Below are 25,420 nucleotides of genomic sequence, written 5' to 3'. Positions count from 1 at the left end.
AAGGCACACCGCTGCCACAGGCAACCGGTCAAGTGTAGGGGAACAGGCCTTCAGGATCCAAATCGCCATCGTTCGAGCACCGGCCGTCGCCTGCGAACACAGAACTCTCGGTACGGTTTCGGAGATGGGACATCTTCGGATCAGCGGGGCGCGGCGATGACGTCGACGGGCGACAACGGTTGGTGGTCGAGTCTGCCACTGGATCGGGTCGTCCGACTGCACGGTGCCACCGAGCGGGAACTCGCCGAGTCCGTGAACCCTCTGCCGTCGGACGCGCCCTCGATCGTGTTCTTCGCGGTCGATCCCGCGACGGCGAACCGTGCCGTCGATCTCGTCGACGTGGTGGTCGCAGAACTCGAGAAGGCGGCAGTCGACTCGGTTCCGCTGTTGCTCACGGAATTCGACCACCACGAAGGCTCGTCGACGTTGGATCGGCGCGCTGCACGCGTCGCTGCCGTACGGTTCGCCGGCGGCACAGCGCACTTCGGTCCGTACGTCGGGGCCCTCGCCGACGCCGCAGTCGCGGGGCGGTCGCCGCGTCGAACCGCATTCACCGTCGAGACCAGAGCCGCAGGGTCGGCTCGAGTACTCGCCTCCGCTCAGCAGCGAAGCACTGCTGCCCTCGTGTCGGTCGTGCCCTTCGGAACGGACGCCGGAGTCGTCGCCGCAGCAGCGGAATGGTTGTGCACGCACGCCGAGATGGCGGTGTGGGTCATCGGAGACGGAGCGTCGGGCATGGATCGGTTCCCGTCGGTGTCGGTGCGTGCACCCGCAGTGCCCACCGGCGTCAGCACGGTTCTCGATCGCTTTCGCCCACTGAGCTATCCACCGATCGCCGGACATCCGCACCCGGCCAGTGATCCGGAGAAGCGCTTGTACCGAGCGCTGGACGTGCACGAGTGGGCCACCGGAAGGGAGCACAATCGCTCGATTCGGCTCGGCGAGCTCAGCAGACCGTTCACCGTCGACGTACTGTGGCGCACCGAGAAGATCGTCGTGGAAATCGACGGCAGCGAACACCGCGCACCCGAACGTTTCGCCGAGGACCGCGTCCGTGACAACGAGCTGCAGACACACGGCTACATGGTGCTGCGCTTCACCAACGCTCAGGTGATCGACGATCCGCAACGTGCAGTCGCTACCATCCGCGAGGCAGTATCGAGAAGACGATCGAAGGGGGATCCTCGATGAGTACCGAAGACCTGAACGGGACCGAAGCGGCTGTGCTGCTCGTCCTGATGGCCGAGGCAAGTCCGGTCAAGAATTCCGAACTCAGAGCGATGGGCCCCGAGCTCGCGAAGCCGTCCCGCGACAAGCTGAAGAACGCCGGTCTGATCGAAGTGAATTCATCTGTGCGCCCGATGACACTCGAACTCACCGACAAGGGGTGGCGCACCTGCGGCGACCTCATCGGCGGTGAACCTCCGGCTCGATCGACCGGCGCAGGCAAGGCGATGTTCACCGTATTGGCCGGGCTGCGTCGATGGCTCGATCGCACCGACAGCCGTCCGGCGGATGTGTTCTCGCCCCGCGAGGACGCGCCCGCACCCGCCGACACATCCGAGAAGTCCGACGAGACCGTCGACATCGAAGCCTCGATTCGCGCGGCCTACGCACGGCTCGCGCGCGAACCCGGCAGCACTGTCCGACTCTCCAGGCTGCGAAACGAGTTGCGGGACATACCCAGAACCGATCTGGACGACGCACTGGCGCGCCTGCGCCGCGCTGCGGACGTGGCGTTGATTCCCGAAGAGAATCAGAAGACTCTGACCGACGAAGAGCGCGCTGCGGCCGTCGTCGTCGGTAACCAGCAGAACCACCTTCTCTCGATCGAACCATGATGGGCGTTGAGTCGACGATGACGGACAACGAGCAGATCCGAGCTCTCGAATCGGTGCGGTTGAGCTGGGCACCGACACCCGACGACGTGTGGCGTTCGCAGTCGAACGTGCACGTGCCGGGAATGCACGAACGTGTGTTCCTCGAGGTGATGAATGCCTACGACGACGCGGACGCCTCCGACGACGCCAGTCCGCTGGGCGTCGTCGTGCGCGGCCCGGCCGGTTCGGGCAAGACGCACCTGCTCGGCCAGGTACGAGAAGAAGTGCAGCTCAAGGGCGGCTACTTCTTCCTGATCAGGTTGCTCGACGCCGCTGGATTCTGGCGCTCGACGCTGATGGGGATGCTCGACGACCTGATGCGTCCGTCCGGCCGCGGATCGGACAGCCAGCTCGCACTACTCCTCCGACGCCTGTGCGAGATCGGCGAGATCCCCGACGATCAGCGCGCAAAGATCATGGGCGAGAACATGATCGACGCGGACACGTTGAACGACTTCGTCACTGCGGTCTACAAGGTCCACCCCCGCCATCGACGGACGTCGCAGCACACGTTGCGCGCGCTCGTGCTGTCCATCGCCCCCGACTCGGCCGTTCAGGATCTCGGTGACGCGTACCTGCAGTCGATCGACGACGTCGATCCCGACGAGTTCTCGGCCTGGGGCATTCGCCGGGCCGAGCTCGGCCATCAGGGCATCGCCGAGAACATCTCGCGCCTGCTCGCCATCACCGGTCCGACGATTCTCGCGATCGACCAGATCGACACGCTCGTGGCGCAGTCTCGTACCGGATCGGATCAGGAGTTCGCCGACGCGCAGGAAGACAAGGTCGTCGAACAGCTCGCGCACGGTTTGATGTCGCTGCGCGAGACCCTCCCTCGCACAGCCTCGGTGCTCTCCGCGCTGTCGAGCGCCTGGGAACTGATCGCCGCGCGCGGAGTCGCGCCGATGCGTGACCGTTTCCGAGTCACTCAGTCGCTCAAGCCGATTCCCTCGTCGGACATCGGACGCCTGCTTCTCGGACGACGTCTGGCAGCATGCTTCCTCGAAGCCGGGTTCGTCCCTCCTCACCCCACGTGGCCGGTCGCGCCCGACGCGTTCGAGCAGGCTCCGGACTTCACTCCGCGCCAGCTTCTCATCGCCGTCGACCGGCACATCAGGCACTGCCTCGACACCGGCGTCGCGTCGGAGTTGGAGAGCTTCACCGACAGGTCGGGTCCGACCGATGCGCCGGACCTACCCCAGGCACGGGTCGACGAACTCGACATCCTCGACGATCGCTACAAGCAACTGCGCGAGCAGGTCGACGTCTCGGTTCCACTGCGACCCGACAGCGAGGACTCGATCGTTCCGGCACTACTGTCGGCGGGATTGACCGCGTGGATTCACGAGCATCAGTCGTCCGACGACAGCCTGGCCCAGGACCCACCGCCGAGCGGCAAGCCCGCGCTGCACGCCCGCCTGCGCCACACAGTCGACACCGATACCGACGACGAGGAGCACTGGTGCTTCCGCGCGGTCACGTCCGGCAACGCCCGCGCCGCGCTGGCACGAGTCGAGCGAGCAGTGACAACGGCGGGCCTACGCATCGACATGCCGAGGCGACGGTTGATCCTGATCAGAAACGAGCCGTGGCCGAACGGCGCGAAGACCGAGCAGACGATCGCGGCCTTGCGCCGCGCCGGAGGCATCGTGGTGCCCTTCGGCGACGAGGACCGCAGGGCGCTGGCGGCGTTGTCGATCCTGTTGGCCGAGAACTCCCCCGCGCTCACGTCCTGGCTGCTTGCACGTAAGCCGGCACACGATGTCGAACTCTTCGGGGCTGTTCTTCCCGCTGTGAGTGTCGTCGACGACGACACCGCCCTCATCGAACCCGAGATTCCGAGCGTTGCCGCGCAGCCCGCCGCGGCGCGGCGACCGTCCATCGTGGTCGGTGCCGAACTGAGCACCGGCGCGGACGTCGCCATTCCACTCGAAGCGCTGCGCAAGCACACGGCGATCTTCGCGGGGTCCGGCTCGGGCAAGACGGTTCTGATCCGCCGATTGGTGGAAGAGTGCGCCCTGCAGGGTGTTTCGGCGATCGTGCTGGACGTCAACAACGACCTCGCTCGGCTCGGCACCGCATGGCCCGAGGACGAGAGGACCTGGCCACCGGGTGACGAGGCCAAGGCAACGGCGTACCTGCGCGACACCGACGTCGTGGTGTGGACGCCGCGCAAGTCCGCCGGTCGTCCGCTCAGCTTCCAGCCCCTTCCCGACTTCGCCAGTGTCGTGGGTGACGCGGACGAGTTCGAGGCCTCGGTCGAGTCCGCCTTGGCCTCGCTCGAACCGGCCGCAGGTGTACTCGGCACGTCGCAGAAGGCCAAACATGGTCGAGCAGTACTGAAGTCGGCCCTCGATCAGTTCGGTCGTCGTCCGCAGGGCGGGGATCTGTCCGACTTCATCGACCTGTTGGAAGAGTTCCCCGAGGACGCGAGCGAGATGCGCGACGCGGTCCGCATCGCTGCCGGTCTGGCCGAGAACCTCAAGGCCGCCGCCGCGAACGATCCGATGTTCGCCGGCGCGGGCACGCCGGTCGATCCTGCTGTTCTGCTGACTCCGGCCGAGGGTAAGAAAGCCCGGGTATCGGTGATCAACCTCGCGGGCCTGACCACCGACGAGCAGAAGCAGAGCTTCGTCAACCAACTCCAGATGGGGCTGTTCGCCTGGATCAAGAAGAACCCCGCCGGCGACCGGCCCCTCGGTGGACTGTTCGTCATGGACGAGGCGCAGAACTTCGCGCCGTCCGACCGGAGCACCGCGGCCACCCACAGCACCCTGGCCCTGGCGTCACAGGCACGCAAGTACGGACTGGGCCTGGTGTTCGCCACGCAATCCCCGAAGGGCCTGCACAACCGCATCGCGGGCAATGCGTCCACTCAGTTCTACGGCCTGCTCAACAGCCCATCGCAGGTCGAGGCAGCCAAAGAGATGGCGCGGGTGAAAGGTGGCTCGGTTCCCGACGTCGGACGCCTGCCCGCCGGCCAGTTCTACGCGGCGGTGGAGGGCGCGGAATTCCGACGCACGGCCACTCCCCTGTGCCTGTCCTACCACCCGAAGAGCCCGCCGACCGAAGAAGAAGTCATCGAGTTGGCTCGGCAGTCCTGACGCCGTGACAGTGGCACACTGGGTTCGATGAAGACCCTCGCTCGCGGGGAGAACTGCCCCGCTCCGGCCGGCCCCCTGACGGTGACGCTCGCGGCGTCGACCTCGGTCGACGTCTCCGCGCTGCTGCTGGGGCCGGACGGCCGGGTGCGTTCTGACGCGGACCTGGTGTTCTACAACCAGCCCACCGCCCCCGGCGTCGAGTACCGCCGCGTACCGACCGGGCACCAACTGATGTTCGACGCCACCGCCGTCCCGGCCGGCGTCGATACCGTCGCCGTGGCGGCGTCCCTCGACGGAACCGGACCCGCGACGTTCGCCGCTGCAGGCCCGACGGCGGTGACGGTGTCCGATGCGTCGGGCACCGCGCTGATCGGATTCACCGCCGATGCGCTCGGAGACGAGAGCGCGCTGGTGTGTCTCGAGTTCTACCGGCGCGGCGAGCAGTGGAAGATCCGCGCCGTCGGCCAGGGATACGCCGATGGACTCGCGGGGTTGGCCACGGCGTTCGGTATCAGTGTCGAGCACGACGAGCCGACGCCCGACACCCCGCACGAGCCATCACCGACCACCACCTCGCCACCCGTGCATTCACCCGTCCATCCAGGAGTTCTGGCCATGAGAAGCGAACTGTTCACGCCCGCCCACGCCGAGGTTCCCGGTTCGGGTATTCAGAAGCAGGGCAGCAAGATGTGCCGCATCGGGATGAACGGCGACGTGATGGCCCGGGCCGGTTCGATGGTCGCGTATCAGGGCAATCTGCAGTTCGAGGCCAAGGGCTCCGGTGGCATCGGCCGGGCGCTCAAGCAGGCGCTCTCGGGCGAGGGTGTCCCTCTGATGAAAGTCACGGGTCAGGGCGACCTCTTCCTCGCCAATGCCGCACAGGACGTGCACCTCATCGATCTGGACGGTACCGACGGGTTGACCATCAACGGTGCCAACGTTCTCGCCTTCGAGAGTTCACTGAGTTACGACATCAAACGTGTACAGGGAGCTGCAGCGGGCGGTAACGCGGGCTTCTTCAACTGTGTCTTCTCCGGGCGCGGTCGGATCGCCATCACGACCGACGGGATTCCGGTGGTGCTGAACGTCGACCAGCCCACCTTCGCCGATCCGCAGGCTGCGGTCGCATGGTCGTCTTCCTTGCAGACGAGAGTCAAGAAGAACGATTCGTTCGGCCTCGGCACACTCATCGGGCGCACCACAGGAGAAAGATTCACCCTCGAGTTCGCGGGTCAGGGATTCGTCGTGGTTCAGCCGTCGGAGCAACCGCCGGGCGGACTGGTCGGCGGCAGCGGTAGCGGTGAACAGGCAGGTGTCGGCGGGGCGCTCGGCGGCTTGCTGGGCAGATAGGCCGCGCGGCCGAAACACAAAATGCCCGCTCCCAGGAAGGGAGCGGGCATTTGTGGTGCAGGTACTACTTGGCCTTTTCGAGAACCTCGACCAGTCGCCAGTGCTTCGTGGCGGACAGCGGGCGGGTCTCCATGAGCTGAACGCGATCGCCTACGCCGGCGTCGCCCTTCTCGTCATGTGCCTTGACCTTGGTGGTGCGACGGATGATCTTGCTGTAGAGGGGGTGCTTGACCCTGTCCTCGAGCTCGACCACGATCGTCTTCTCCATCTTGTCGGATACGACGTAGCCGATCCGAACCTTACGGTTGTTGCGCTCTTCAGTCACAGTCTTTTCCTCGCTCATGCCGCGTCACCTGCAGTGTCCTCGGAAGGACCAGATGCCAAGCCGAGCTCACGCTCGCGCAGGACGGTGTAGATGCGCGCGATCTCGTGACGGACGGTGCGCAGTCGACGGTTGTTGTCCAGCTGGCCGGTAGCCATCTGGAAACGAAGGTTGAACAGCTCTTCCTTCGACTCACGCAGCTTGGTGACCAGCTCTTCACCGGTGAGCTCGCGGAGCTCTGCGGCTGGGGTTCCGGTAGCCATCAGAACTGCTCCTCCCTGGTGATGATGCGTGCCTTGATGGGCAGCTTGTGGATGGCGCGAGTCAGTGCCTCACGCGCGATGGTCTCGTCGGGGTACGACAGCTCGAAGAGCACGCGACCCGGCTTGACGTTGGCGATCCACCACTCGGGCGAACCCTTACCGGAACCCATGCGGGTCTCGGCAGGCTTCTTGGTGAGCGGGCGGTCCGGGAAGATGTTGATCCAGACCTTGCCGCCACGCTTGATGTGGCGAGTGATCGCGATACGAGCGGACTCGATCTGACGGTTGGTGATGTAGGCGGGCTCGAGAGCCTGGATGCCGTAGTCACCGAATGTCACCTGAGTTCCGCCCTTGGCGGCACCCGAACGCTTCGGGTGGTGCTGCTTGCGGTGCTTGACCCGGCGGGGGATCAACATGCGTCAGCCCTCCTGAGTGGGTTCGGTCGAGGCCGGAGCCTCGGTTGCGGATGCCGCGCGGCCGGCCTCGGTGCTGGTCGCCGTGGTGCCCGAGGCACCGCTGCGACGCGGACGAGTGGGACGCTCACGACGGGGACGGTCTGCACCGGCGGCCGGAGCCGCAGCGGCAGCGAGTTCACGCCGTCCACCGACGATGTCGCCCTTGTAGATCCAGACCTTCACGCCGATGCGGCCGAAGGTGGTCTTGGCCTCGTACAGCCCGTAGTCGATGTCGGCACGGAGCGTGTGCAGGGGAACGCGTCCCTCGCGGTAGAACTCCGAGCGAGACATTTCGGCACCACCGAGACGGCCGGAGCACTGAACACGAATGCCCTTGACGTTCGGCTGACGCATGGCCGACTGGATGGCCTTACGCATCGCGCGACGGAATGCGACGCGGTTGCTGAGCTGCTCGGCAACACCCTGGGCCACGAGCTGAGCCTCGGACTCGGCGTTCTTGACCTCGAGGATGTTGAGCTGAACCTGCTTGCCGGTCAGCTTCTCGAGAGCTCCGCGGATGCGGTCGGCCTCGGCGCCACGACGACCGATGACGATGCCCGGACGTGCCGTGTGGATGTCCACGCGAACACGGTCACGGGTGCGTTCGATCTCGACCTTCGCGATTCCTGCGCGCTCCATGCCGGTGGCAAGAAGCTTGCGGATCTCGACGTCTTCCTTGACGTACTCCGAGTACTGCTTGTCTGCGTACCAGCGCGACTTCCAGTCAGTGGTGATACCCAAGCGGAAGCCGTGCGGGTTGATTTTCTGACCCACTACTGAGCCCCTTCCTTGGACGCCTGGCCCTTACGACGGTTGCGAGACGTTCCGCCGGTCTTGGGCAGGCTTTCGACGATCACCGTGATGTGGCTGGTGCGCTTGCGGATCCGGAATGCCCGGCCCTGAGCGCGCGGCTGGAATCGCTTGAGGGTTGCACCCTCGTCGACGAATGCAGTGGCGACGATCAGCGTGCTGGGATCGAGATCCAGGTTGTTCTCGGCGTTGGCCGCTGCGGAGGCGATCACCTTGGCGACCGGCTCGCTCGCTGCCTGCGGCGCGAACTTGAGGATGTTGAGCGCGTCCTCGACGGAGCGCCCGCGAACCAGATCCACGACGCGACGTGCCTTCATCGGCGTGACGCGAACGTGCTTCGCTACGGCCTTGGCAGTCGGATTGGCGGTGGGGGTGAAGTTGGTCATCGCCTCTTCGCCTTCCGGTCGTCCTTGATGTGACCCTTGAACGTGCGGGTCGGTGCGAATTCCCCGAGCTTGTGGCCGACCATGGAGTCGGACACGAACACCGGTACGTGCTTGCGACCGTCGTGGACGGCGAAAGTGTGACCGATGAAGTCGGGCAAAATTGTCGATCGACGGGACCAGGTCTTGATGACCTGCTTGGTTCCCTTGTCGTTCTGGACGTCAACCTTCGCGAGGAGGTGATCGTCTACGAACGGGCCTTTCTTCAGGCTGCGTGGCATTCTGAACTCCCTCCTAGCGCTTGTTCTTGCCGGTACGACGACGACGGACAATCAGCTTGTCGCTCGCCTTGTTCTTGCGGGTACGGCCTTCCGGCTGTCCCCAGGGGCTGACCGGGTGGCGTCCACCGGAGGTCTTGCCCTCGCCGCCACCGTGCGGGTGGTCGACCGGGTTCATCACGACACCACGAACTGTCGGGCGCTTGCCCTTCCAGCGCATGCGGCCAGCCTTGCCCCAGTTGATGTTCGACTGCTCGGCGTTGCCGACCTCGCCGACGGTTGCGCGGCAGCGCACGTCGACGCGACGGATTTCACCGGACGGCATACGCAGCGTGGCGTAGGGGCCTTCCTTACCGAGGAGCTGAATGCTCGCTCCGGCGGAGCGGGCCATCTTCGCGCCACCACCCGGACGGAGTTCGACCGCGTGGATGGTCGTACCCGTCGGGATGTTGCGCAGGGGCAGGTTGTTGCCGGGCTTGATGTCGGCGTTGGCACCCTGCTCGATCGGCGAGCCCTGGGCGATGCCCTTGGGTGCGACGATGTAGCGCTTCTCGCCGTCTGCGAAGTGCAGCAGTGCGATGTTCGCGGTGCGGTTGGGGTCGTACTCGATGTGAGCGACCTTGGCCGGCACGCCGTCCTTGTCGTTACGACGGAAATCGATGAGACGGTACGCACGCTTGTGACCGCCACCCTTGTGCCGGGTGGTGATACGACCGTGTGCGTTACGTCCACCGCGACCGTGCAGCGGGCGGATCAGCGACTTCTCGGGGGTCGAACGCGTGATCTCAGCGAAATCGGAAACGCTGGAGCCACGACGGCCCGGGGTTGTCGGCTTGTATTTACGGATTGCCATGAGTCTTCTCGTCCTCTATATCCGAAGAGTCCCAGTCGCTTACGCGACCGGACCTCCGAAGATCTCGATGGGCTTGCTGTCGGCGGAGAGCGTTACGAGCGCGCGCTTGGTGTCCTTGCGCTTGCCGTAACCGAACCGGGTCCGCTTACGCTTGCCCTGACGGTTCATCGTGTTGACGCTGGTCACGGTGACGTCGAAGATCTTCTCGACGGCAATCTTGATCTGCGTCTTGTTCGAGTCCGGGTGCACCAGGAACGTGTAGGTGCCCTCTTCGATCAGTCCGTAGGACTTCTCGGAGATGACCGGTGCCAGCAAGATGTCGCGGGGATCGGCGATCGTGGTCACTTGCTTGCCTCCTCGTTCTTTGCAGGCCCAGCGATGAAGGTGTTCAGCGCTTCCACGCTGAAAACGACATCATCGGCGTTGAGCACGTCGTAGGTGTTGAGCTGGTCGGGTGCAATGGGGTGCACGCCGTCCAGGTTCTGAACGCTCTTCCAGGCTGCGATGTCCTCGCGGCCGACGACGAGCAGGACCTTCTTGCGGTCCGAGATCTCGGCGAGGAACGTCTTCGCACCCTTGGTGGACGGAACCTGTCCGGCAACCAGTTCGGTGATGACGTGCAGACGCTCGCTGCGGGCCCGATCGGAGAGGGCTCCGCGCAATGCGGCGGCCTTCATCTTCTTGGGGGTCCGCTGGCTGTAGTCGCGCGGCTGCGGTCCGTGGACCGTGCCACCGCCGACGAACTGAGGAGCGCGGGTCGAGCCCTGACGGGCGCGGCCGGTGCCCTTCTGCCGGTACGGCTTCTTGCCACCGCCGCGAACCTCGCCACGAGTCTTCGTGGAGTGGGTTCCCTGACGAGCAGCTGCCAGCTGTGCGATGACGACCTGGTGCAGCAGCGCGATGTTCGCCGGAGCGTCGAAGATCTCCGCGGGGAGATCGACGGTGCCGTTGGTCTTGCCGCCGGCTTCCTTGACATCGAGCGTCAGCTTGGTCTCGATGTTCTTCTCGAGGCTGGTCATGCCCGTGCACCACCCTTCAATGCAGACTTGACGATCACGACGTTGCCGCGACGGCCCGGGATCGCTCCCTTGATCAGCAGAAGACCGTTCTCGCTGTCCACCTTGTGGACCGAGAGGTTCTGCGTCGTGACGCGGTCGCCACCCATACGTCCGGACATGCGCATTCCCTTGAAGACGCGACCGGGTGTTGCGCAGCCACCGATGGATCCGGGGCGACGGTGCACGGCCTGTGCGCCGTGGCTCGCGCCCTGACCCTTGAAGCCGTGACGCTTCATGGTTCCGGCGAAGCCCTTGCCCTTGCTGGTGCCGGTGACGTCGACGTATGCGCCGTCCTCGAACACTGCAGCGGTGAGCTCCTGGCCGACCTCGAACTGCGAGGCGTCGGCTACGCGAATCTCCACGATGTGGCGACGCGGCGTGACACCTGCCTTCTCGAACTGGCCGGTGGTGGGCTTGTTCACCTTGCGCGGGTCGATCGCACCGAATGCGACCTGGACGGCGCTGTAGCCGTCACGTTCCTGGGTGCGGATCTGGGTGACCACGTTGGGGCCTGCCTTGATCACGGTCACCGGAACGACGCGGTTGTTCTCGTCGAAGACCTGGGTCATTCCGAGCTTGGTGCCCAGAATTCCTGTTGCAGGCCGGTTCTTGTTATCAGTCATCGTTGTCTCCGCGCTCACTGGATGTTGACGTCGACACTGGCCGGGAGGTCGATGCGCATGAGCGCGTCCACCGTCTTCGGTGTCGGGTCGAGGATGTCAATGAGCCGCTTGTGAGTACGCATCTCGAAGTGTTCGCGCGAGTCCTTGTACTTGTGCGGCGAACGGATGACGCAGTACACGTTCTTTTCTGTCGGCAACGGCACCGGTCCGACGACGCGGGCACCCGTACGGGTGACCGTTTCGACGATCTTGCGCGCTGACGCGTCGATCGCCTCATGGTCGTAGGCCTTGAGCCTGATGCGGATCTTTTGTCCCGCCACGCTTAGTGTCCTTTTCTTGCCGCTTGGTCGTAGAACGGGCCGTTCGGCCTGCTCCACCTCGTCTGCACAGTCCCCGAGCCGTGGGAAACCCACCGACTCGAACTGCCTTCGTGCACACACGACAGTGAAAAACGTTGACGACCAGGCGTGACCTGATTCCGTTGCCGCTCTTCATCTGTCATGGTTCTCCGGTCCACGCGGTCGGGCGTGTCGCGATTCCGCTCATTCTTCTGCGCTGAAACTTTCGCCTCAACCATCCGAATCGAACGAAATCCGCACCGATCGAGCTGGTGTTCCGGACGCGCTCACGTGGAGCGCTGGTCTCATGTTCTTGCTCAGTCGGCTTTTCGGCCGACTCACCTGTTTCAGGCCGCACGCATGCACGTCCCGTGTCCAGGCAACCCGACCAGTATGCCGCAGACCGGGCACCAGATCAACTCGGGCCCGATCGATTGCCGCCGCGTTACCTTACCGAGCAGTAAGGTAGCGCCATGACCACCGTCGAGAACACTACCGGCGCGACCTATCGCGCCTGGTCGAAGCTACCGAACAACACTATCGGCTCCACTCTCTTCTCCGTCGGCATGTGCCTGCGGGTTCCGTACTTCGCATCCGTACTGCCCCGTGTCGTCGCGCTCGAGCCGGGACGCTGCGAGGTGACTGCACCCAAGTGGTTCGGCATTCGTAACCACCTGGGCACGTTCCACGCCATCGCCGCCTGCAATCTCGCCGAGGTCGCCATGGGCATGCTCGCCGAGGCGACCGTCCCCACCTCGCACCGGTGGATTCCAAAATCCATGACCGTGCAGTACCTGACGAAGGCCACCACATCACTGCGCGCGGTCGCCGAACTGGACGAGGTCCCCGACTTCGGGACCATCACCGACGGCATCGACATCGTCGTGCCCGTGGCGATCCGAGACACCGCGGGCATCGAGGTCGTGCACGCGGACATCACGATCTGGGTCTCCGCCGCATCGCGTTGACATACTCGAACGATGAATTCGAGGACACGGTCGAAGCCCGACGACTCCGTGATCGTGGTCGGAGGCTCGGGAGCGGTCGGCCGCTTGATGGTCGGCCTCCTGATCGCGGACGGCGTGCCGGTGACCATCGTGGACGTGCACGGCGGCTCGGTACCCGGTAGTTCGGCGGTGATCGCCGGCGATGTCACCGCCCCCGACGGCCGGGTCGAATCGGTGCTGGAAAAGGCTGCCACCGTGATTCTGGCGGTGCCCGAATCCGTGGCACTGCGGGCCGACCTGTCCGCGGTGCACCCCGACGCGCTGCTGGTGGAAACTCTGTCGGTGAAGTCCGGCTTCTCCGACCGTGTGCAGGACGCACGTCCGATCGGAGCCGCGGTGGGAATCAATCCCATGTTCGCCCCGTCGCTCGGAATGACCGGACGCCCCGTCGCCGCCGTCGTGCACCGACCAGGTCCGCCGGTGGATGCCTTCCTGGAGAGCATCGCGCGGTGGGGCGGTCGAGTGGTCCTGCTCGACGCAGCACGCCACGATCGCCTCGCCGCGGCGACGCAGGCGCTCACGCACGCCAGTGTGCTGGCGTTCGGCCTGGCTCTGGCCGAACTGGACCTTCCGTTCGTCGACATCGACGCCGTTGCGCCTCCCCCGAACGCAACGATGCTCGCGGTGCTGGCTCGGATCACCGGCGGTGAGCCCGAGGTCTACTGGGACGTCCAGGCAGGCAATCCGCACGCCGCCGATGCCAGGGCTGCGCTGCGCCGAGCCACGCAGACGGTGAGCGAGACCGTCGATTCCGGTTCCGAGGCCGACTTCGCTCGCCTGTTGGTGCAGGCCGAGGCCGCTCTGGGCGGGAACGGAGATCGCTATCGAGCTCTGTGTGCGGAGATGTTCGGTATCGTTCGAGGTAGCGGTGATCGCCGATAGCCGCGGTAGGACGAGTGCGGAAGCAGAGGCACGCGATGTTGGAGCAACCGTCGTTGCCGGAATTCGACTCCGACGATGTCGTCGAGAGCGCAGTCGTCGCACGGTTGGCGAAGAACTGGTCGCAACGCGCGACGGTCAAGAAGCCCGAACCCGAGCTGGACGACCTGTTCGACGCGTCCAAGCAGGATTTCCCCGACGCTCTGATCCCCTTCGGTGAGCACGACACCTTCACCGGTGCCACTCCCGAGCAGCAGGATCGACTTCGGGCGTGGGGCTGGATCGCGTTCAACAAGAACGTGATGGACGTCGAGCAGCATGTCGTTCATCCCGGTTTCGCCCTGTTGGCGCAAGACGTCTTCGAGACCGGAATGGGTGACACCCTCGCGGTGGCGGTGACCCAGGCCATGGTGGACGAGCAGTACCACACCCTGATGCACCTCAACGCGAGCGCAGCCACCAGGCGCGGACGCGGCTGGGCTCTGTCGGAACGCTCACTGCCGTTCAGCTCCACCGTGCGCCGGCAGCGGGCGGCGCAGGCGACCAGTGACGACCCCTGGTCTGCCGCGATCAGCTCGCTCGCGTTCATGACGGTTGCGGAGATCTCCATCACCTCGTACCTGGACCTGATCGAGGACGACGACGTGATTCAGCCCATCAACCGGGCAACCGTCAAACTGCACAACCGCGACGAGTACTGCCATGCATCGATCGCCGACGACATGGCTGCGATCGTCTTCGACCGACTCGCTACCGGCGACCGGCAGAAGTTCCTGGACGGCCTGGTCGACGGTATGGACGCGTTCTCGAGCAGCGATTTCTCCACCTGGGCACGCATTCTCGAACTCGAGGGCGTCCGCGGCGGCGACGCGATGCTCGCCGACGTCGAGCAGGACAAGAGCCGACGCGCATTGGTTCAGGACTACAGCGGGTTGCGGTCTCTGTGCCGAAAACTCGACGTCGAGAACAGTATCGATATCGACTGGGACTGACTGCGAAGGTCCCGCAGCGACGACCCACAAGTAACATCCACGGCGAATTTCGCTATCAAGTAGTGGCCCTCGACTCCACGGGGTCCGGTCCCACCACTCCCCCCGACAGCTCGGAGATTCGATGTCGTCAGCACAACACGCAGCCGTACACGTGGAGGACGTACACAAGTCCTTCGGCGATGTGCAGGCGTTGCGCGGCATCAGCTTCTCCGCAGAGCGGGGAACCGTACTGGGCATCCTCGGCCCGAACGGCGCAGGCAAGACGACGACCGTGAAAGTGCTCTCCACCCTGATCGCACCCGACAGTGGCAGAGCGTTCGTCGCGGGTCACGATGTCGCGGCCGACGCGCCGGCAGTACGTCGCTCGATCATGATGACCGGGCAGTACGCGGCCCTCGACGACACCCTGTCCGGCCGCGAGAACATCGAGCTCTTCGGTCGTCTGATGGGTCTGGACAAGAAGGCCGCGAAGGCCCGAGCCAAGGCGCTGCTCGACGAGTTCGACCTCTCCGACACCGGCAAGCGCCCCGTGCGTGGCTACTCGGGCGGTATGCGCCGCCGCATCGACATCGCCTGCGGCCTCGTCGTGCGACCGGAGGTCGTGTTCCTGGACGAGCCGACAACCGGACTCGACCCACGCAGCAGGCAGGGCGTCTGGTCGTTGGTCGAAGCACTCAAGGCGCAGGGCATCACCGTGCTGTTGACGACGCAGTATCTCGAAGAAGCAGACGTTCTGAGCGACAACATCATCGTCATCGACAAGGGCACGGTCATCGCAGAGGGCACCTCGGACCATCTCAAGGCCATGACCGGCGGCAGTTACTGCGAGGTCGTTCCACTCGATCCCGGCCAGCTCCGTGCAGCCGCCGAGGCCCTGGGCGACATGGTCCCCGCTGCGGTCCACGCCGAGATCACTGCTGCCTCGGACCGGCTCTCCGTTCCCGCACCCGACGGCGCAGCCACTCTGTCGGAGATTCTGCGCCGCATCGATGCGGTGGGAATCGTGCTCGCCGACATCGCGCTCCGCCGTCCGTCGCTCGACGACGTGTTCCTCACTCTCACCGGGCACTCGCAGACGAGCACCACGCCATGACGGCCACGACGCGAGGCGTAGCCGATTCGCAGGCCAGGACCGTGCAACGGACCGATGTCGGTTCGACGGCGCGGCAGCCGAAGCGGCGGTCGAGGACGAAACCGTCGGGATTCGTGCAGTGGCAGGCACTCACCGGGCGTGCACTGTGGACGATGTTGACCAAGGGTGAGTTGTTGGTCGCGGTCATCGCCCCGCTCATCTTCACCGTCGGCTTCTACCTCCCTCTCAAGTTCGTCATGGGTTTGCAGGGCATCGACTACGCCCAGTTCCTGATGCCGATCATCGTGTTGCAGGCCATGGCGTTCACCGCGATCTCGGCGGCACAGCGCGCCTCGGCCGAGGCGATGAGCGGCCTCAACTCGCGGTTGAAGACCATGCCCGTCGTGCGGGGTGTGCCCCTCGTGGCACGAATCTCGAGCGGTGTCGTCCGCTCGTTGGTCTCGCTCGTATCCGCCCTCGGTTTCGGTTATGTCATCGGCTTTCGCTTCACGGCAGGGTTCGGTCAGGCCCTGCTGTTCTGCGCACTCGCCATGCTGATCAGCACCACGTTGTCGATCGGGGCCGATGCGATCGGCACTCTGTCGAAGAGTCCCGAAGCAACCAGCCAGGTATTGACCCTCCCCCAGCTCATTCTCGGTATGGCGTCGTGCGGGTTCGTTCCGGAAAGTGGTTTCCCGGAACTCATCCGACCGTTCGTACGCAACCAGCCGATCTCGCAGTTCTCCTTCGCAATGCGCGATATGGCCGAAGGCGGAGTCACCTTCCAGGTGTTGTGGCCGTCGCTCGCGTGGGTGACCGGCTTGATCCTGTTCTTCGTACCGCTCGCCATCTGGGCGAGCTCCAGGCCAGAGTGAAGAGTCCGACATGACGATGTCCGAAGCGTCGGTGAACACGACCCGCGTGTCCAGCTTGACCTTCCCCGAACCCAACATGGTCCTGGGCGAAAGGTCTGTCCGTGCCCTCTGGACCCACAGTCTGATCCAGGCCAAGCGACTGTTGATGCGATGGATGCGCGATCCGTCGACGATGATTCAGGCGTTGCTGTACCCCGCCTTGATGCTGGTCATGTTCCGTGTCGTGCTCGGAAACTCGATCTCCGCGGCCACCGGAGCGCCGGCGATCTACGGCCAGGTGCCGATGATCGCTCTCGTCGGAGCGATGTTCGGATCGATCGTCAGTGCGGTCGGCCTCAAGGGCGAACGTAAGTCTGGTCTGTTGTCCCGGTTCTGGACGACACCGACGCATCGTGCCGCCGGTCTGCTGGGCAGGATGATCGCCGAAGCAGTTCGAGTGCTCGTCACCACCATCGTCATCACCTGCGCCGGTGTCGCGATGGGGTTCCGATTCACCCAGGGAATTCCGGCCGGCATCTTGTTGATTCTGGTGCCGATCGTGTTCGGTATCGGGTTCGCGGTCATGGTGACATTCCTGGCCACCGTCGCGGGCGACGCACCCCTGGTCGAAGTCGTGTCGATCTTCGCCACGCTTCTGATGTTCTTCAACGCCGGCTTCGTACCCGTGCTGGCCTACCCACCATGGCTTCAACCGGTCGTCGCGGCGCAGCCGATGTCGGTGGCGGTCGATGCGATGCGAAACCTGGCAATGGGTGGTCCGGTCCTGACACCGGTGTTGCAGACTCTTGCGTGGTCGCTCGGAATGGCCGCGGTGTTTCTGATCCCGGCAATTCGCGGATACAAGAAGGCATCGTCGGACGGCTGATCGAAGTGGCTCCGGTCGACCCACGGCCCGGAACGGAGGTGACGTCGTGAACCATATGCACACCGCACATCCGTCGATCTCGGTGATCATTCCTGTGGGCTCGCTGGATCCCCTACTCGACGCACAGTTGCAGGCGTTGGCGGAGCAAGATGTCGACTGTCCGTTCGACGTGCTGATTTCGGACAACGCCGGCGACGGACGAGTCAGCGATCACGTCGCTTCGCATCCCCTGCGGGATCGACTGCAGTTGACCTGCGTGGACGCGTCGCAGCAGGTCGGTGCGGCGCACGCACGCAATCGCGGTGCCGAGAGCGCCTCTGGCGATCTGTTGGCGTTCTGCGACTCGGACGATGTCGTGCACACGTCGTGGCTCACCACGCTCGTGCAGAAGGCGTCGTCGTTCGATGTTGTCGGCACTGCAGTCGAAACCGTCACGCTGAACAGCGCCCGGGCGTTGTCGTGGACGCCCACGACGGAGCCGGAGAAGCAGGGCCGCACCGATTTCCTGCCGTTCGCGATCGGCGCGAGTATGGCCTGCTGGGCGTCGGTGTACCGCGATCTCGGCGGCATGGACAATCGCTTCAGGGCGAGCCAGGATGTGGAGTTCAGCTGGCGCGCGCAACTCGCGGGATACACCCTGGGATTCAGTGACGAGCCGGTCGTCGCGTATCGACTTCGCGCCGAGCTGCGACCCATGTTGCGTCAGTCCTTTCGTCTGGGGTTCGGCTTCGCCAAGCTTCGCGGAATCTACCGGCCACAGGGGTGCCCGGCACTGAAAGTGCGCCGCGTCGCGTCCTGGTGGATGGCGCTGCTGCTGCGCAATCCCTTGTTGCCGACGTCGCTGACCGGGATGTCACGGGGCCACTGGCTCCGCGCGTTCGTGATCCGAGTCGGCGAGCTTCGCGCAGGGATCAGGTACGGAGCCATCGGTTGGTGATGTGCACCACACGCGCTCGCCGACCGGCCTGCGTGGCGGGCACCCTTGACCAGCACGCCTGTTACGTACGCGTGTCCGGCTGTTACGGTCGGTGACGCAGATGCTTGCGAACAGCGGCGGATCCACGCCCCAGACGAGATTGAGGCCATGCCGAAGAAGTTCACGAGAGTACTGCCCACAGCGATTGCTGTCGCGATGGCCGGTGCCCTGTCCTTCACCGGGACGGGCACAGCGGTCGCTGCACCGTCGCCCACCGGCACCTCGGTGTCCGCCACGCCTACGCTCGAGGGTGCCAACGACTTCGGCTGCGTTCCCAGCGCGGCCCATCCCCGTCCGGTTGTGCTCGTCCACGGAACCAAGATGGATGCGTCCACGTGGAAGATCCTGGCACCGCAGTTGAAGAGCGAGGGCTACTGCGTCTTCGCCCCCAACTACGGCGGCGTCTCGCTCCTCCTCGACCCGGGCACGACCATCTGGGGCTCCGGCGACATCGCTGAGTCAGGCCGACAGATCGGCCGTTTCGTCGACGAAGTACTCGCGGCAACCGGTGCCGAGCAAGTCGACATGGTCGGCCATTCGCAGGGCGGCACCGCCACTCGGCAGTACATGAAGTTCGATGGCGGCACCGATGCGCAGGACCCAGCCCGCAACAAGGTGCACACGCTGGTCACCCTCGGTGCCACCAATCACGGCACGACCTTCGGTGGTCTGCAGCAACTCTCCGAATTGCTCACGTCGCTCGGTCTGCCCGGCGACGCACTCACCCCCCTGACATACAACATGGCGGGTGCCCAGCAACTCGTCGGTTCGACGACGCTTACGAGCTTGAACGAGGGCGGAGACGTCGAACCCGGGGTGGAGTACACCGTCATCGCCACGCGCAACGACACCGTCTCGACGCCGCCCGCGAACACCTTCCTCAAGTCCGGCGACCCGGCGATGGTGCACAACGTCTGGGTTCAGGACGTGTGCCCCGCGGCGACGACGTCCCACGTCGGTCTCGTTGCCGATCCCGCTCCCCTGTACATGGTGAAGACTGCACTCGATCCCGACTACGCAACCACCACGCCTGCACCCTGCTGAGCGTTTCTCCTACACGCAACGACGAAGGCCTCACGACACGGTGTCGTGAGGCCTTCGTCGTTGCCGAACGGCCTACCGGCGCAATTCCGCGTCCAGCACGGGCCCGATCTCGGTCGATGCCGGCGACGACGCCATCTGCCAGTGCGTCGCATGGACCGGAACGACCGTCACGCCCTCGCTCAGCGCACCGTGCCACGTCGCCGCCGCCACGTTGCCCGTGGGATCGTCGGTGACCGATGCGAACAGCAGCGCCCGACCCGTGAAGGTCTGCGGCACATAAGTTTCGATGAGCTCTGCCGATCGTGCGATGCCGTCGAGTATCCCGGAGACCCGTTCGTGGGAAATCGAGTCGAAGGGTGCGGGCATCGACTTCAACAGTTCGGCCACGGAGTCGACCGTGAGTTCACCGATCTCGGGGTGATCGTCCGTACCGATACCCAGCCCGCCGAGAATTTCGTCCACCGACACCGGCCTGTCGACGAGGTGGTCCGATCCACCCGCAACGAACGAGTCCATCATGGCCAGCGTCGAGACCTCGTGGCCCTCACGTTGCAGTTGCACGGCCATCGCATGCGCGATCAGTCCGCCCATGGACCACCCCAGCAGGTGATACGGGCCCGACGGTTGCACGGCGCGAATCTTGTCCACGAATACGGCAGCCCACTGCTCTATCGACTGCGGCACAGGTTCTGCACCGGACAGCGCGGGTGACTGCAATCCGTAGATCGGGCGGTCGTCGCCGATGTGCGGTGCCAGAGCGCCGAAGGCCCAGGACAGACCCACGATGGGGTGGACACAGAACAGCGGGGCCGAAGAACCACCTACCCGTAGAGGTATGAGGACCTCGAGCCCGCTTGCTTCCGCTCCGCCGACTCCCGATGCCGTGGCAGCAGTGATTCGCGCCGCAAGCGAGGCGACGGACGCGTCCACGAACAACCAGTTCAGAGGAACAGACCGACCACCGAGGGCCCCCTTCAGCGCGGAGACCAACTTGACAGCCAGCAGAGAGTTGCCGCCGAGCGAGAAGAAGTCGTCATCGAGTCCCACACGTTCGACTCCCAGAACGTCCGCGAACACGCCGGCAACAGCTTCCTCCACCGGTGTCTGCGGGGCCCTGAACTCTCGGGTCTCGAACTCCGGAGCAGGCAGCGCACGACGATCCAACTTTCCTGCAGCGTTGAGAGGTAGAGCGTCGAGCACGACGAAGGCCGACGGAACCATGTACGACGGCAGCGCAGACACCGCCTCCGACCGCACCGCCTCGACATCTATGTCGGTGCCGGGAGTGGGAACCAGGTACGCCGCCAACGACTCACCGACCGCCGAGTGCGACACCACGACGACAGCCTGACTCACCGACGACCGCGCCGTCAACGCAGTCTCGATCTCTCCCAACTCGATTCGCTGCCCACGGAACTTCACCTGAAAATCGGTGCGACCGATGTACTCGAGCCGATCGGAATCCATCGACCACCGCACCAGGTCACCAGTTCGATACATCCGCGCCCCCGCATCGCCGAACGGGTTCGCCACGAACCGCTCCGCCGACAAGTCGGGCCGCGCAACGTAACCCCGCGCCAACTGCACACCCGCCAAGTACAACTCCCCCGGCACGCCCGCCGGTACCGGATGCAACCGCGAATCCAGCACGTACACCGACGTGTTCCACTCCGACACACCGATGGAGACCGAACCGGCCCCCGATCCGGACAACGCCCCGTCCTCGGAGACATCGCGATAGGTGACACTCACCGCCGCCTCGGTGGGACCGTACAAGTTGTGCACCCGCGCATCCGACACGGCCCGCCAGGCATCGACGGTACCCGCGGGCAACGCCTCACCGATGACGAAAACATGTCGCAACGACGAGATCGACTGCGCCGACACCGCTTCGACGAAGACCGTCAGCATCGACGGCACGAAGTCCGTCACAGTCACACCGTGCCGCGAGATATCGGCGGCGACCGCCTCGACGTCACGTTGCGCACCCGGGGCCGCAACGATCAACCGACCTCCGGTACGCAGGGGCAGGAAGAAACCCCACAGCGAGACGTCGAACGTCGTCGCCGTCTTCTGCAGGTACACATCCGACGGATCGAGACCGTATTCCTGCGCCATCCACAACATCTGGTTGACGATGGCCCGGTGTTCGATCGCCACGCCCTTCGGACGACCGGTCGACCCGGACGTGAACAGCACGTACGCCAGGTCGTCCCCGGAGGCGCGCGGAAACACCACCGACCCGGACGGCTCAGGCAGATGGGTGATGTCGACAACCGGAATCGCTGTCCCCGTGACGAATTCGTCCCGTGCCGTCGACAACACGACAACCGGCGACGCCGTATCGAGAATGTAGTCGTTGCGCTCGGCCGGCTGATCCGGATCCACCGGCACATAGGCCGCACCGGATCGAAGCACGGCATACATGCCGACCACCAGCTCGACCGACCGCCGCATCGCCAACCCCACCAACACACCCGGCCCGGCACCACGTTCCTGCAACAACGACGCAGTCGCATCCACCCGGTCCGAGAACTGCCGATACGTCAACGATTGTTCACCGAACACCAATGCCACCGCATCCGGCGAATCGACCACCGTGCGGTCGAAACCATCCAACAACACCTCGCCCGAATCGACAGCCACTGTGCTGCCGTTCCCCCGCGACGAGAGTTGTTCACGCTCAGCCGGATCGAGAACGTCGATATCACCGACCACGACATCCGGGCGAGCGGTCACCGCCTCGAGTACAGCCACCAACCGCCGCCCGAACGACGCCACCGTCGCCTCGTCGAACAGATCCGTCGCGTACATGAGCTCGCCGGCCAGACCTGCGCCGTCTCCGAGTTCGGTGAGCGTCACCTGGAGATCGAACTTCGCCGACGCCGCCCCGGACCCGAATGCCTCGACGCCGAGATCGGGGAGCTCGAACGATCCCTGGGAGAAGTTCTGGAAGAACAGCGCCACCTGGACCAGCGGGTGCCGCCCTTGCGATCGCACCGGATCGAGTACCTCGACAAGACGCTCGAAGGGTACGTCCACATTGTCGAAAGCCTCCAGGTCGGAGGTACGTACGGCAGCGAGTACCGCACCGAACGAGGCATCTCGAGCGATCTGCGTTCGCAGGACCACCGTGTTGACGAACATGCCAACCAGGTCGTCCAACCGTGCGTCGCCGCGGCCACCCACCGGTGCTCCCACGGCGATGTCGGACGTCCCGGACAACGTGGCCAGCAGCACCGCCAACGCTGCATGCACCACCATGAACGCGGTGGCGTCGTGCTCGCGTGCACACTCGAGTACACGGGCGTGCAGTGCAGCATCGATCTCGAACGCCGTCACCGCCCCCTGTCCCGATGCGACCCGCGGGCGCGGCCGGTCGGAGGGCAGATCCAACTGCTCGGGGAGGCCGTCGAGCGTGCGACGCCAATAGTCGATCTGCTTGCGTGCCAACGACTTCGGATCCGATTCGGAGCCGAGCATGTCGAGTTGCCAGAGTGTGTAGTCGATGTACTGGACCGGCAGCGGTGCCCACTGCGGTGCCGATCCGCCGTGCCGCGCGAGGTACGCCGTCATGACGTCGCGGGACAGCGGGGCCATCGAGAGCCCGTCCGCCGAGATGTGGTGTGCAACGAAGGCCAGCACGTACTCCGGTGCTGCACCGGCGGGGTCCGTGATGTGGAACAGCCGGACACGAAACGGGATCTCGACGGTGACGTCGAATCCCCGGGTGAAGAACTGTGTGACCGCAGCGAGCGCGTCGTCACGAGCGATGCGGACCACGTCCATCCCGACGTGCGTCTCGGCCTCGTCCCGCACCTGTTGGTACCCGACACCGTCGATCTCCGGGTACACGGTGCGCAACGATTCGTGTCGACCGACCACGTCCCCCACGGCGGCCTGCAACGCGTCGACATCGAGTTCTCCGCGGAGCAACAGAGCGACCGGCACGTTGTTGAGGGCGGAGTCGGTGTCGAGGCGGTTGAGAAACCACATGCGCTGCTGTGCGGACGAGAGCGGGATGCGCTCGGGCCGCTGCCTCGACGTGTCGAGCGCAGCTCGAACCGGACCGTCCGCCGAATCGGCGGCCTGCGCCAAGGCCTCGACGGTGGAGGACTCGAACACCGAGCGCGCCGGAACATGGACGCCCAGAGCCGAACCCAATCGAGCCGCGAGCTGTGTGGCGATCAGGGAGTTACCCCCGAGCGCGAAGAAGTCGTCGTCCAGGCCGACACGTTCGACCCCGAGCAGCTCGACGAAGATATCGGCCACCACATGTTCGGTAGTGGTCGACGGGGACCGGAACTCCGCGGCCTCGAACACCGGTTCCGGCAGTGCGTCTCGGTCCAGCTTGCCGGTGGGAGTCAGCGGGATCGAATCGATCCGCGTGATCACCGAAGGCACCATGTGCGCAGGCAGACTCCGCCCGGCCTCGTCCAGCACCCGGTCCAGGTCGACGTCCGTCCCTGCCACCGGCAATACGTACGCTGCGAGAACGGTTGCGCCGGTGGGACTGCGGTGACCGAGAGTCACAGCGAAATCGACCCCGTCCTGCGCTGTGAGAACGGCGTCGATTTCACCGAGTTCGATTCTGAAGCCTCGGATCTGGACCTGAAAGTCGTTGCGGCCCAGGTATTCGATGGCCCGTCCGGACGCCACCTCCCGCCAGCGCACCAGGTCACCGGTGCGGTACAGCCGACTCTGATCCGAGTTACCCTCGGCCGCATACGGATTGGCGACGAAACGCGCCGCGGTCAGCGCGAATCGTCGATGGTATCCCCGCGCAAGGCCGGCACCGGTCAGATACAGCTCCCCCGGCACCCCGGCGGGCACCTGCCGCAACCGGTCGTCGAGCACGTGGTAGCCCATGTCCTTGGTGGACGGCCCGAGCAGCACGGCTTCGCCCGCGTTCAACGGTGGCGAGATGTTGCACACCATCGACGCTTCGGTGGGGCCGTAGACGTTGTGGAAACGTCTGCCCGGTGCCCACTTCGACATCAGTTCCGAGGTGAAGGCCTCGCCGCCGATCGCGAGCACTCGCATGTCGGGCACCTCTGCCGGATCGAGTGAGGCCAGCGCTGCCGGGGTGATGAACGCATGGCTGACGCGGTGGTGGCGGAGCATGTCACCCAGATCGGAACCGCCGTATACACCGGGCGGGACGATGACCATCGTCGAACCGGCGCCCACAGCCATCAGTAGCTCCAGCACGGACGCATCGAAGCTGGGGGACGCGAAATGCAGTGTGCGCGAATCGGAGTCCAGCCCGTAGATCTCGACCTGAGTGGAGGTCAGCGGTGCCAGCCCGGCGTGGGAGACGGCGACGCCCTTCGGCAGACCGGTCGAGCCGGAGGTGTAGATGACGTACGCGAGCGTGGACGGGCGAATCGGTGCCCGTCGGTCGTCCGCCACGACGGGATCGTCGGACAACCCCTGGAGTGCACCTTCGGTGTCGGACGAGTCGAGGCTGATCCACGACACCGACGTCGGCATCGCCTCTTCGAATTGTGTTGCAGTGACACCCATTCGCACGCCGGAGTCGTTCACCATGTGCGTGATTCGGGCGGCCGGGTAGTTGGGGTCGATGGGCACGAATGCAGCACCGGTCTTCGCCACGGCCCACACGGCCGTGACAGATTCGATCGAACGGGTCAGTGCCAGTGCCACGAAATCCTCGGGGCCGACCCCGCGTTCGATGAGCAACCGGGCCAGCCTGGACGACCGGGAGTCGATCTCTCGATAGGTGAGCGATCGGGTACCGAATTCCACCGCCGTGCCGTCCGGATTCTTCTCCACCGCCGCGGCGAGCAGGGTCGGCAGCGACACCGTACGAGCGGGTCGACTTCGGGTCGGCCGGGCGCGAGTGGGCCGGGGGCGACTCGGCCGTCCCCCCACTCGGCCACCCGACTCGGACGGTATACCGGTCGATCCATCCGAACTCATCTGATCCAAGACTCCTCACCAGTGTTGCCCCGCGCGTGGTCGTGGACGAC

General features: G+C 65.1%; 24 protein-coding genes. 12 read left to right on the top strand and 12 right to left on the bottom strand.

Annotated features, from left to right (window positions below; translation table 11 throughout):
• Positions 1–156: 156 nt before the first annotated feature.
• Genes CH302_RS21420 through CH302_RS21405 form a run of 4 tightly spaced genes read left to right on the top strand, consistent with a single transcriptional unit; the run spans position 157 to position 6,334 of the window.
• Positions 157–1,191 (top strand): endonuclease domain-containing protein, encoded by a 1,035-nt coding sequence (locus CH302_RS21420; protein WP_037188312.1) that lies wholly within the window; start codon positions 157–159, stop codon positions 1,189–1,191.
• Positions 1,188–1,841: a hypothetical protein gene (locus CH302_RS21415; protein WP_037188314.1), complete on the top strand. Its 654-nt coding sequence runs from the start codon at positions 1,188–1,190 to the stop codon at positions 1,839–1,841. Before CH302_RS21420 ends, CH302_RS21415 begins: the two co-directional genes overlap by 4 nt.
• A 17-nt stretch (positions 1,842–1,858) precedes the next feature.
• Positions 1,859–4,984, top strand: a complete 3,126-nt coding sequence (locus tag CH302_RS21410; RefSeq protein WP_094650049.1) for an ATP-binding protein — start codon at positions 1,859–1,861, stop codon at positions 4,982–4,984.
• Positions 4,985–5,011: 27 nt separating this feature from the next.
• On the top strand, positions 5,012–6,334 hold the full coding sequence (locus CH302_RS21405; RefSeq protein ID WP_037188316.1) for an AIM24 family protein: 1,323 nt from the start codon (positions 5,012–5,014) through the stop codon (positions 6,332–6,334).
• 64 nt (positions 6,335–6,398) lie between these two features.
• Here CH302_RS21405 and rpsQ read toward each other — a convergent pair whose 3' ends face one another.
• Genes rpsQ through rpsJ form a run of 11 tightly spaced genes read right to left on the bottom strand, consistent with a single transcriptional unit; the run spans position 6,399 to position 11,699 of the window.
• Positions 6,399–6,677, bottom strand: a complete 279-nt coding sequence (gene rpsQ / locus CH302_RS21400) for a 30S ribosomal protein S17 (RefSeq protein WP_032397542.1) — start codon at positions 6,675–6,677, stop codon at positions 6,399–6,401.
• Positions 6,674–6,919 carry a 50S ribosomal protein L29 gene (gene rpmC / locus CH302_RS21395; RefSeq protein ID WP_027496314.1) on the bottom strand — a complete coding sequence of 82 codons (246 nt, stop codon included), beginning with the start codon at positions 6,917–6,919 and terminating at the stop codon, positions 6,674–6,676. The genes rpsQ and rpmC overlap by 4 nt, the downstream gene beginning before the upstream one ends.
• Positions 6,919–7,335 carry a 50S ribosomal protein L16 gene (rplP, locus tag CH302_RS21390; protein WP_027496313.1) on the bottom strand — a complete coding sequence of 139 codons (417 nt, stop codon included), beginning with the start codon at positions 7,333–7,335 and terminating at the stop codon, positions 6,919–6,921. The genes rpmC and rplP overlap by 1 nt, the downstream gene beginning before the upstream one ends.
• 3 nt (positions 7,336–7,338) lie before the next feature.
• Positions 7,339–8,148 carry a 30S ribosomal protein S3 gene (gene rpsC, locus CH302_RS21385; protein ID WP_027496312.1) on the bottom strand — a complete coding sequence of 270 codons (810 nt, stop codon included), beginning with the start codon at positions 8,146–8,148 and terminating at the stop codon, positions 7,339–7,341.
• Positions 8,148–8,570: a 50S ribosomal protein L22 gene (gene rplV, locus CH302_RS21380; protein WP_037188319.1), complete on the bottom strand. Its 423-nt coding sequence runs from the start codon at positions 8,568–8,570 to the stop codon at positions 8,148–8,150. Before rplV ends, rpsC begins: the two co-directional genes overlap by 1 nt.
• The gene (gene rpsS, locus CH302_RS21375) at positions 8,567–8,848 is read right to left on the bottom strand and encodes a 30S ribosomal protein S19 (protein ID WP_008718309.1); all 282 of its coding nucleotides are present in this window, start codon (positions 8,846–8,848) and stop codon (positions 8,567–8,569) included. The genes rplV and rpsS overlap by 4 nt, the downstream gene beginning before the upstream one ends.
• A gap of 13 nt (positions 8,849–8,861) precedes the next feature.
• Positions 8,862–9,698 (bottom strand): 50S ribosomal protein L2, encoded by an 837-nt coding sequence (gene rplB / locus CH302_RS21370; protein ID WP_008718311.1) that lies wholly within the window; start codon positions 9,696–9,698, stop codon positions 8,862–8,864.
• A gap of 39 nt (positions 9,699–9,737) precedes the next feature.
• A complete protein-coding gene (rplW, locus tag CH302_RS21365) occupies positions 9,738–10,043 on the bottom strand; it encodes a 50S ribosomal protein L23 (RefSeq protein ID WP_027496310.1) in 306 nt (101 codons plus the stop codon).
• A complete protein-coding gene (rplD, locus tag CH302_RS21360; RefSeq protein WP_037188321.1) occupies positions 10,040–10,717 on the bottom strand; it encodes a 50S ribosomal protein L4 in 678 nt (225 codons plus the stop codon). Before rplD ends, rplW begins: the two co-directional genes overlap by 4 nt.
• The gene (gene rplC, locus CH302_RS21355) at positions 10,714–11,379 is read right to left on the bottom strand and encodes a 50S ribosomal protein L3 (RefSeq protein WP_027496309.1); all 666 of its coding nucleotides are present in this window, start codon (positions 11,377–11,379) and stop codon (positions 10,714–10,716) included. Before rplC ends, rplD begins: the two co-directional genes overlap by 4 nt.
• 14 nt (positions 11,380–11,393) lie before the next feature.
• On the bottom strand, positions 11,394–11,699 hold the full coding sequence (gene rpsJ, locus CH302_RS21350) for a 30S ribosomal protein S10 (RefSeq protein WP_003938093.1): 306 nt from the start codon (positions 11,697–11,699) through the stop codon (positions 11,394–11,396).
• 491 nt (positions 11,700–12,190) lie between these two features.
• Between rpsJ and CH302_RS21345 the strand changes: the two genes are divergently transcribed.
• The 8 genes from CH302_RS21345 to CH302_RS21310 all read left to right on the top strand — a co-directional run bounded on the left by CH302_RS21345 (position 12,191) and on the right by CH302_RS21310 (position 19,427).
• Entirely contained in the window at positions 12,191–12,685 is a 495-nt protein-coding gene (locus CH302_RS21345) for a hotdog fold domain-containing protein (protein WP_037188323.1), read from the top strand.
• Positions 12,686–12,697: 12 nt separating this feature from the next.
• Positions 12,698–13,606 carry a prephenate dehydrogenase dimerization domain-containing protein gene (locus CH302_RS21340; protein WP_037188325.1) on the top strand — a complete coding sequence of 303 codons (909 nt, stop codon included), beginning with the start codon at positions 12,698–12,700 and terminating at the stop codon, positions 13,604–13,606.
• A gap of 35 nt (positions 13,607–13,641) precedes the next feature.
• A complete protein-coding gene (locus tag CH302_RS21335; RefSeq protein WP_037189012.1) occupies positions 13,642–14,595 on the top strand; it encodes an AurF N-oxygenase family protein in 954 nt (317 codons plus the stop codon).
• 121 nt (positions 14,596–14,716) lie between these two features.
• Positions 14,717–15,688: a daunorubicin resistance protein DrrA family ABC transporter ATP-binding protein gene (locus CH302_RS21330; RefSeq protein WP_037188328.1), complete on the top strand. Its 972-nt coding sequence runs from the start codon at positions 14,717–14,719 to the stop codon at positions 15,686–15,688.
• Complete coding sequence (locus CH302_RS21325; RefSeq protein WP_037188330.1) at positions 15,685–16,542, top strand: ABC transporter permease; 858 nt, start codon at positions 15,685–15,687, stop codon at positions 16,540–16,542. The genes CH302_RS21330 and CH302_RS21325 overlap by 4 nt, the downstream gene beginning before the upstream one ends.
• A gap of 10 nt (positions 16,543–16,552) precedes the next feature.
• Positions 16,553–17,407, top strand: coding sequence for an ABC transporter permease (locus tag CH302_RS21320; protein WP_052047376.1), 855 nt, complete (start codon positions 16,553–16,555; stop codon positions 17,405–17,407).
• 55 nt (positions 17,408–17,462) lie between these two features.
• Positions 17,463–18,344: a glycosyltransferase gene (locus CH302_RS21315; protein ID WP_037188333.1), complete on the top strand. Its 882-nt coding sequence runs from the start codon at positions 17,463–17,465 to the stop codon at positions 18,342–18,344.
• A gap of 147 nt (positions 18,345–18,491) precedes the next feature.
• Positions 18,492–19,427, top strand: a complete 936-nt coding sequence (locus tag CH302_RS21310) for an esterase/lipase family protein (protein ID WP_037188336.1) — start codon at positions 18,492–18,494, stop codon at positions 19,425–19,427.
• Positions 19,428–19,499: 72 nt separating this feature from the next.
• Here CH302_RS21310 and CH302_RS21305 read toward each other — a convergent pair whose 3' ends face one another.
• The gene (locus CH302_RS21305; RefSeq protein ID WP_230596162.1) at positions 19,500–25,253 is read right to left on the bottom strand and encodes an amino acid adenylation domain-containing protein; all 5,754 of its coding nucleotides are present in this window, start codon (positions 25,251–25,253) and stop codon (positions 19,500–19,502) included.
• Positions 25,254–25,420: the final 167 nt, after the last annotated feature.

It is taken from the genome of Rhodococcus sp. 15-2388-1-1a, assembly GCF_002259145.1.
In the GTDB taxonomy this organism is placed as follows: Bacteria; Actinomycetota; Actinomycetes; order Mycobacteriales; family Mycobacteriaceae; genus Rhodococcoides.
This window is presented reverse-complemented; position numbering and strand designations above follow the sequence as displayed.

What these genes read in the sequence shown, in the direction of transcription:
- CH302_RS21420 (WP_037188312.1), top strand. Translation starts at nt 157, where the DNA reads ATGACGTCGACGGGCGACAACGGTTGGTGGTCGAGTCTGCCACTGGAT.
- CH302_RS21415 (WP_037188314.1), top strand. Translation starts at nt 1,188, where the DNA reads ATGAGTACCGAAGACCTGAACGGGACCGAAGCGGCTGTGCTGCTCGTC.
- CH302_RS21410 (WP_094650049.1), top strand. Translation starts at nt 1,859, where the DNA reads ATGACGGACAACGAGCAGATCCGAGCTCTCGAATCGGTGCGGTTGAGC.
- CH302_RS21405 (WP_037188316.1), top strand. Translation starts at nt 5,012, where the DNA reads ATGAAGACCCTCGCTCGCGGGGAGAACTGCCCCGCTCCGGCCGGCCCC.
- rpsQ (WP_032397542.1), bottom strand. Translation starts at nt 6,677, where the DNA reads ATGAGCGAGGAAAAGACTGTGACTGAAGAGCGCAACAACCGTAAGGTT.
- rpmC (WP_027496314.1), bottom strand. Translation starts at nt 6,919, where the DNA reads ATGGCTACCGGAACCCCAGCCGCAGAGCTCCGCGAGCTCACCGGTGAA.
- rplP (WP_027496313.1), bottom strand. Translation starts at nt 7,335, where the DNA reads ATGTTGATCCCCCGCCGGGTCAAGCACCGCAAGCAGCACCACCCGAAG.
- rplV (WP_037188319.1), bottom strand. Translation starts at nt 8,570, where the DNA reads ATGACCAACTTCACCCCCACCGCCAATCCGACTGCCAAGGCCGTAGCG.
- rpsS (WP_008718309.1), bottom strand. Translation starts at nt 8,848, where the DNA reads ATGCCACGCAGCCTGAAGAAAGGCCCGTTCGTAGACGATCACCTCCTC.
- rplB (WP_008718311.1), bottom strand. Translation starts at nt 9,698, where the DNA reads ATGGCAATCCGTAAATACAAGCCGACAACCCCGGGCCGTCGTGGCTCC.
- rplD (WP_037188321.1), bottom strand. Translation starts at nt 10,717, where the DNA reads ATGACCAGCCTCGAGAAGAACATCGAGACCAAGCTGACGCTCGATGTC.
- rplC (WP_027496309.1), bottom strand. Translation starts at nt 11,379, where the DNA reads ATGACTGATAACAAGAACCGGCCTGCAACAGGAATTCTGGGCACCAAG.
- CH302_RS21345 (WP_037188323.1), top strand. Translation starts at nt 12,191, where the DNA reads ATGACCACCGTCGAGAACACTACCGGCGCGACCTATCGCGCCTGGTCG.
- CH302_RS21340 (WP_037188325.1), top strand. Translation starts at nt 12,698, where the DNA reads ATGAATTCGAGGACACGGTCGAAGCCCGACGACTCCGTGATCGTGGTC.
- CH302_RS21335 (WP_037189012.1), top strand. Translation starts at nt 13,642, where the DNA reads ATGTTGGAGCAACCGTCGTTGCCGGAATTCGACTCCGACGATGTCGTC.
- CH302_RS21330 (WP_037188328.1), top strand. Translation starts at nt 14,717, where the DNA reads ATGTCGTCAGCACAACACGCAGCCGTACACGTGGAGGACGTACACAAG.
- CH302_RS21325 (WP_037188330.1), top strand. Translation starts at nt 15,685, where the DNA reads ATGACGGCCACGACGCGAGGCGTAGCCGATTCGCAGGCCAGGACCGTG.
- CH302_RS21320 (WP_052047376.1), top strand. Translation starts at nt 16,553, where the DNA reads ATGACGATGTCCGAAGCGTCGGTGAACACGACCCGCGTGTCCAGCTTG.
- CH302_RS21315 (WP_037188333.1), top strand. Translation starts at nt 17,463, where the DNA reads ATGCACACCGCACATCCGTCGATCTCGGTGATCATTCCTGTGGGCTCG.
- CH302_RS21310 (WP_037188336.1), top strand. Translation starts at nt 18,492, where the DNA reads ATGCCGAAGAAGTTCACGAGAGTACTGCCCACAGCGATTGCTGTCGCG.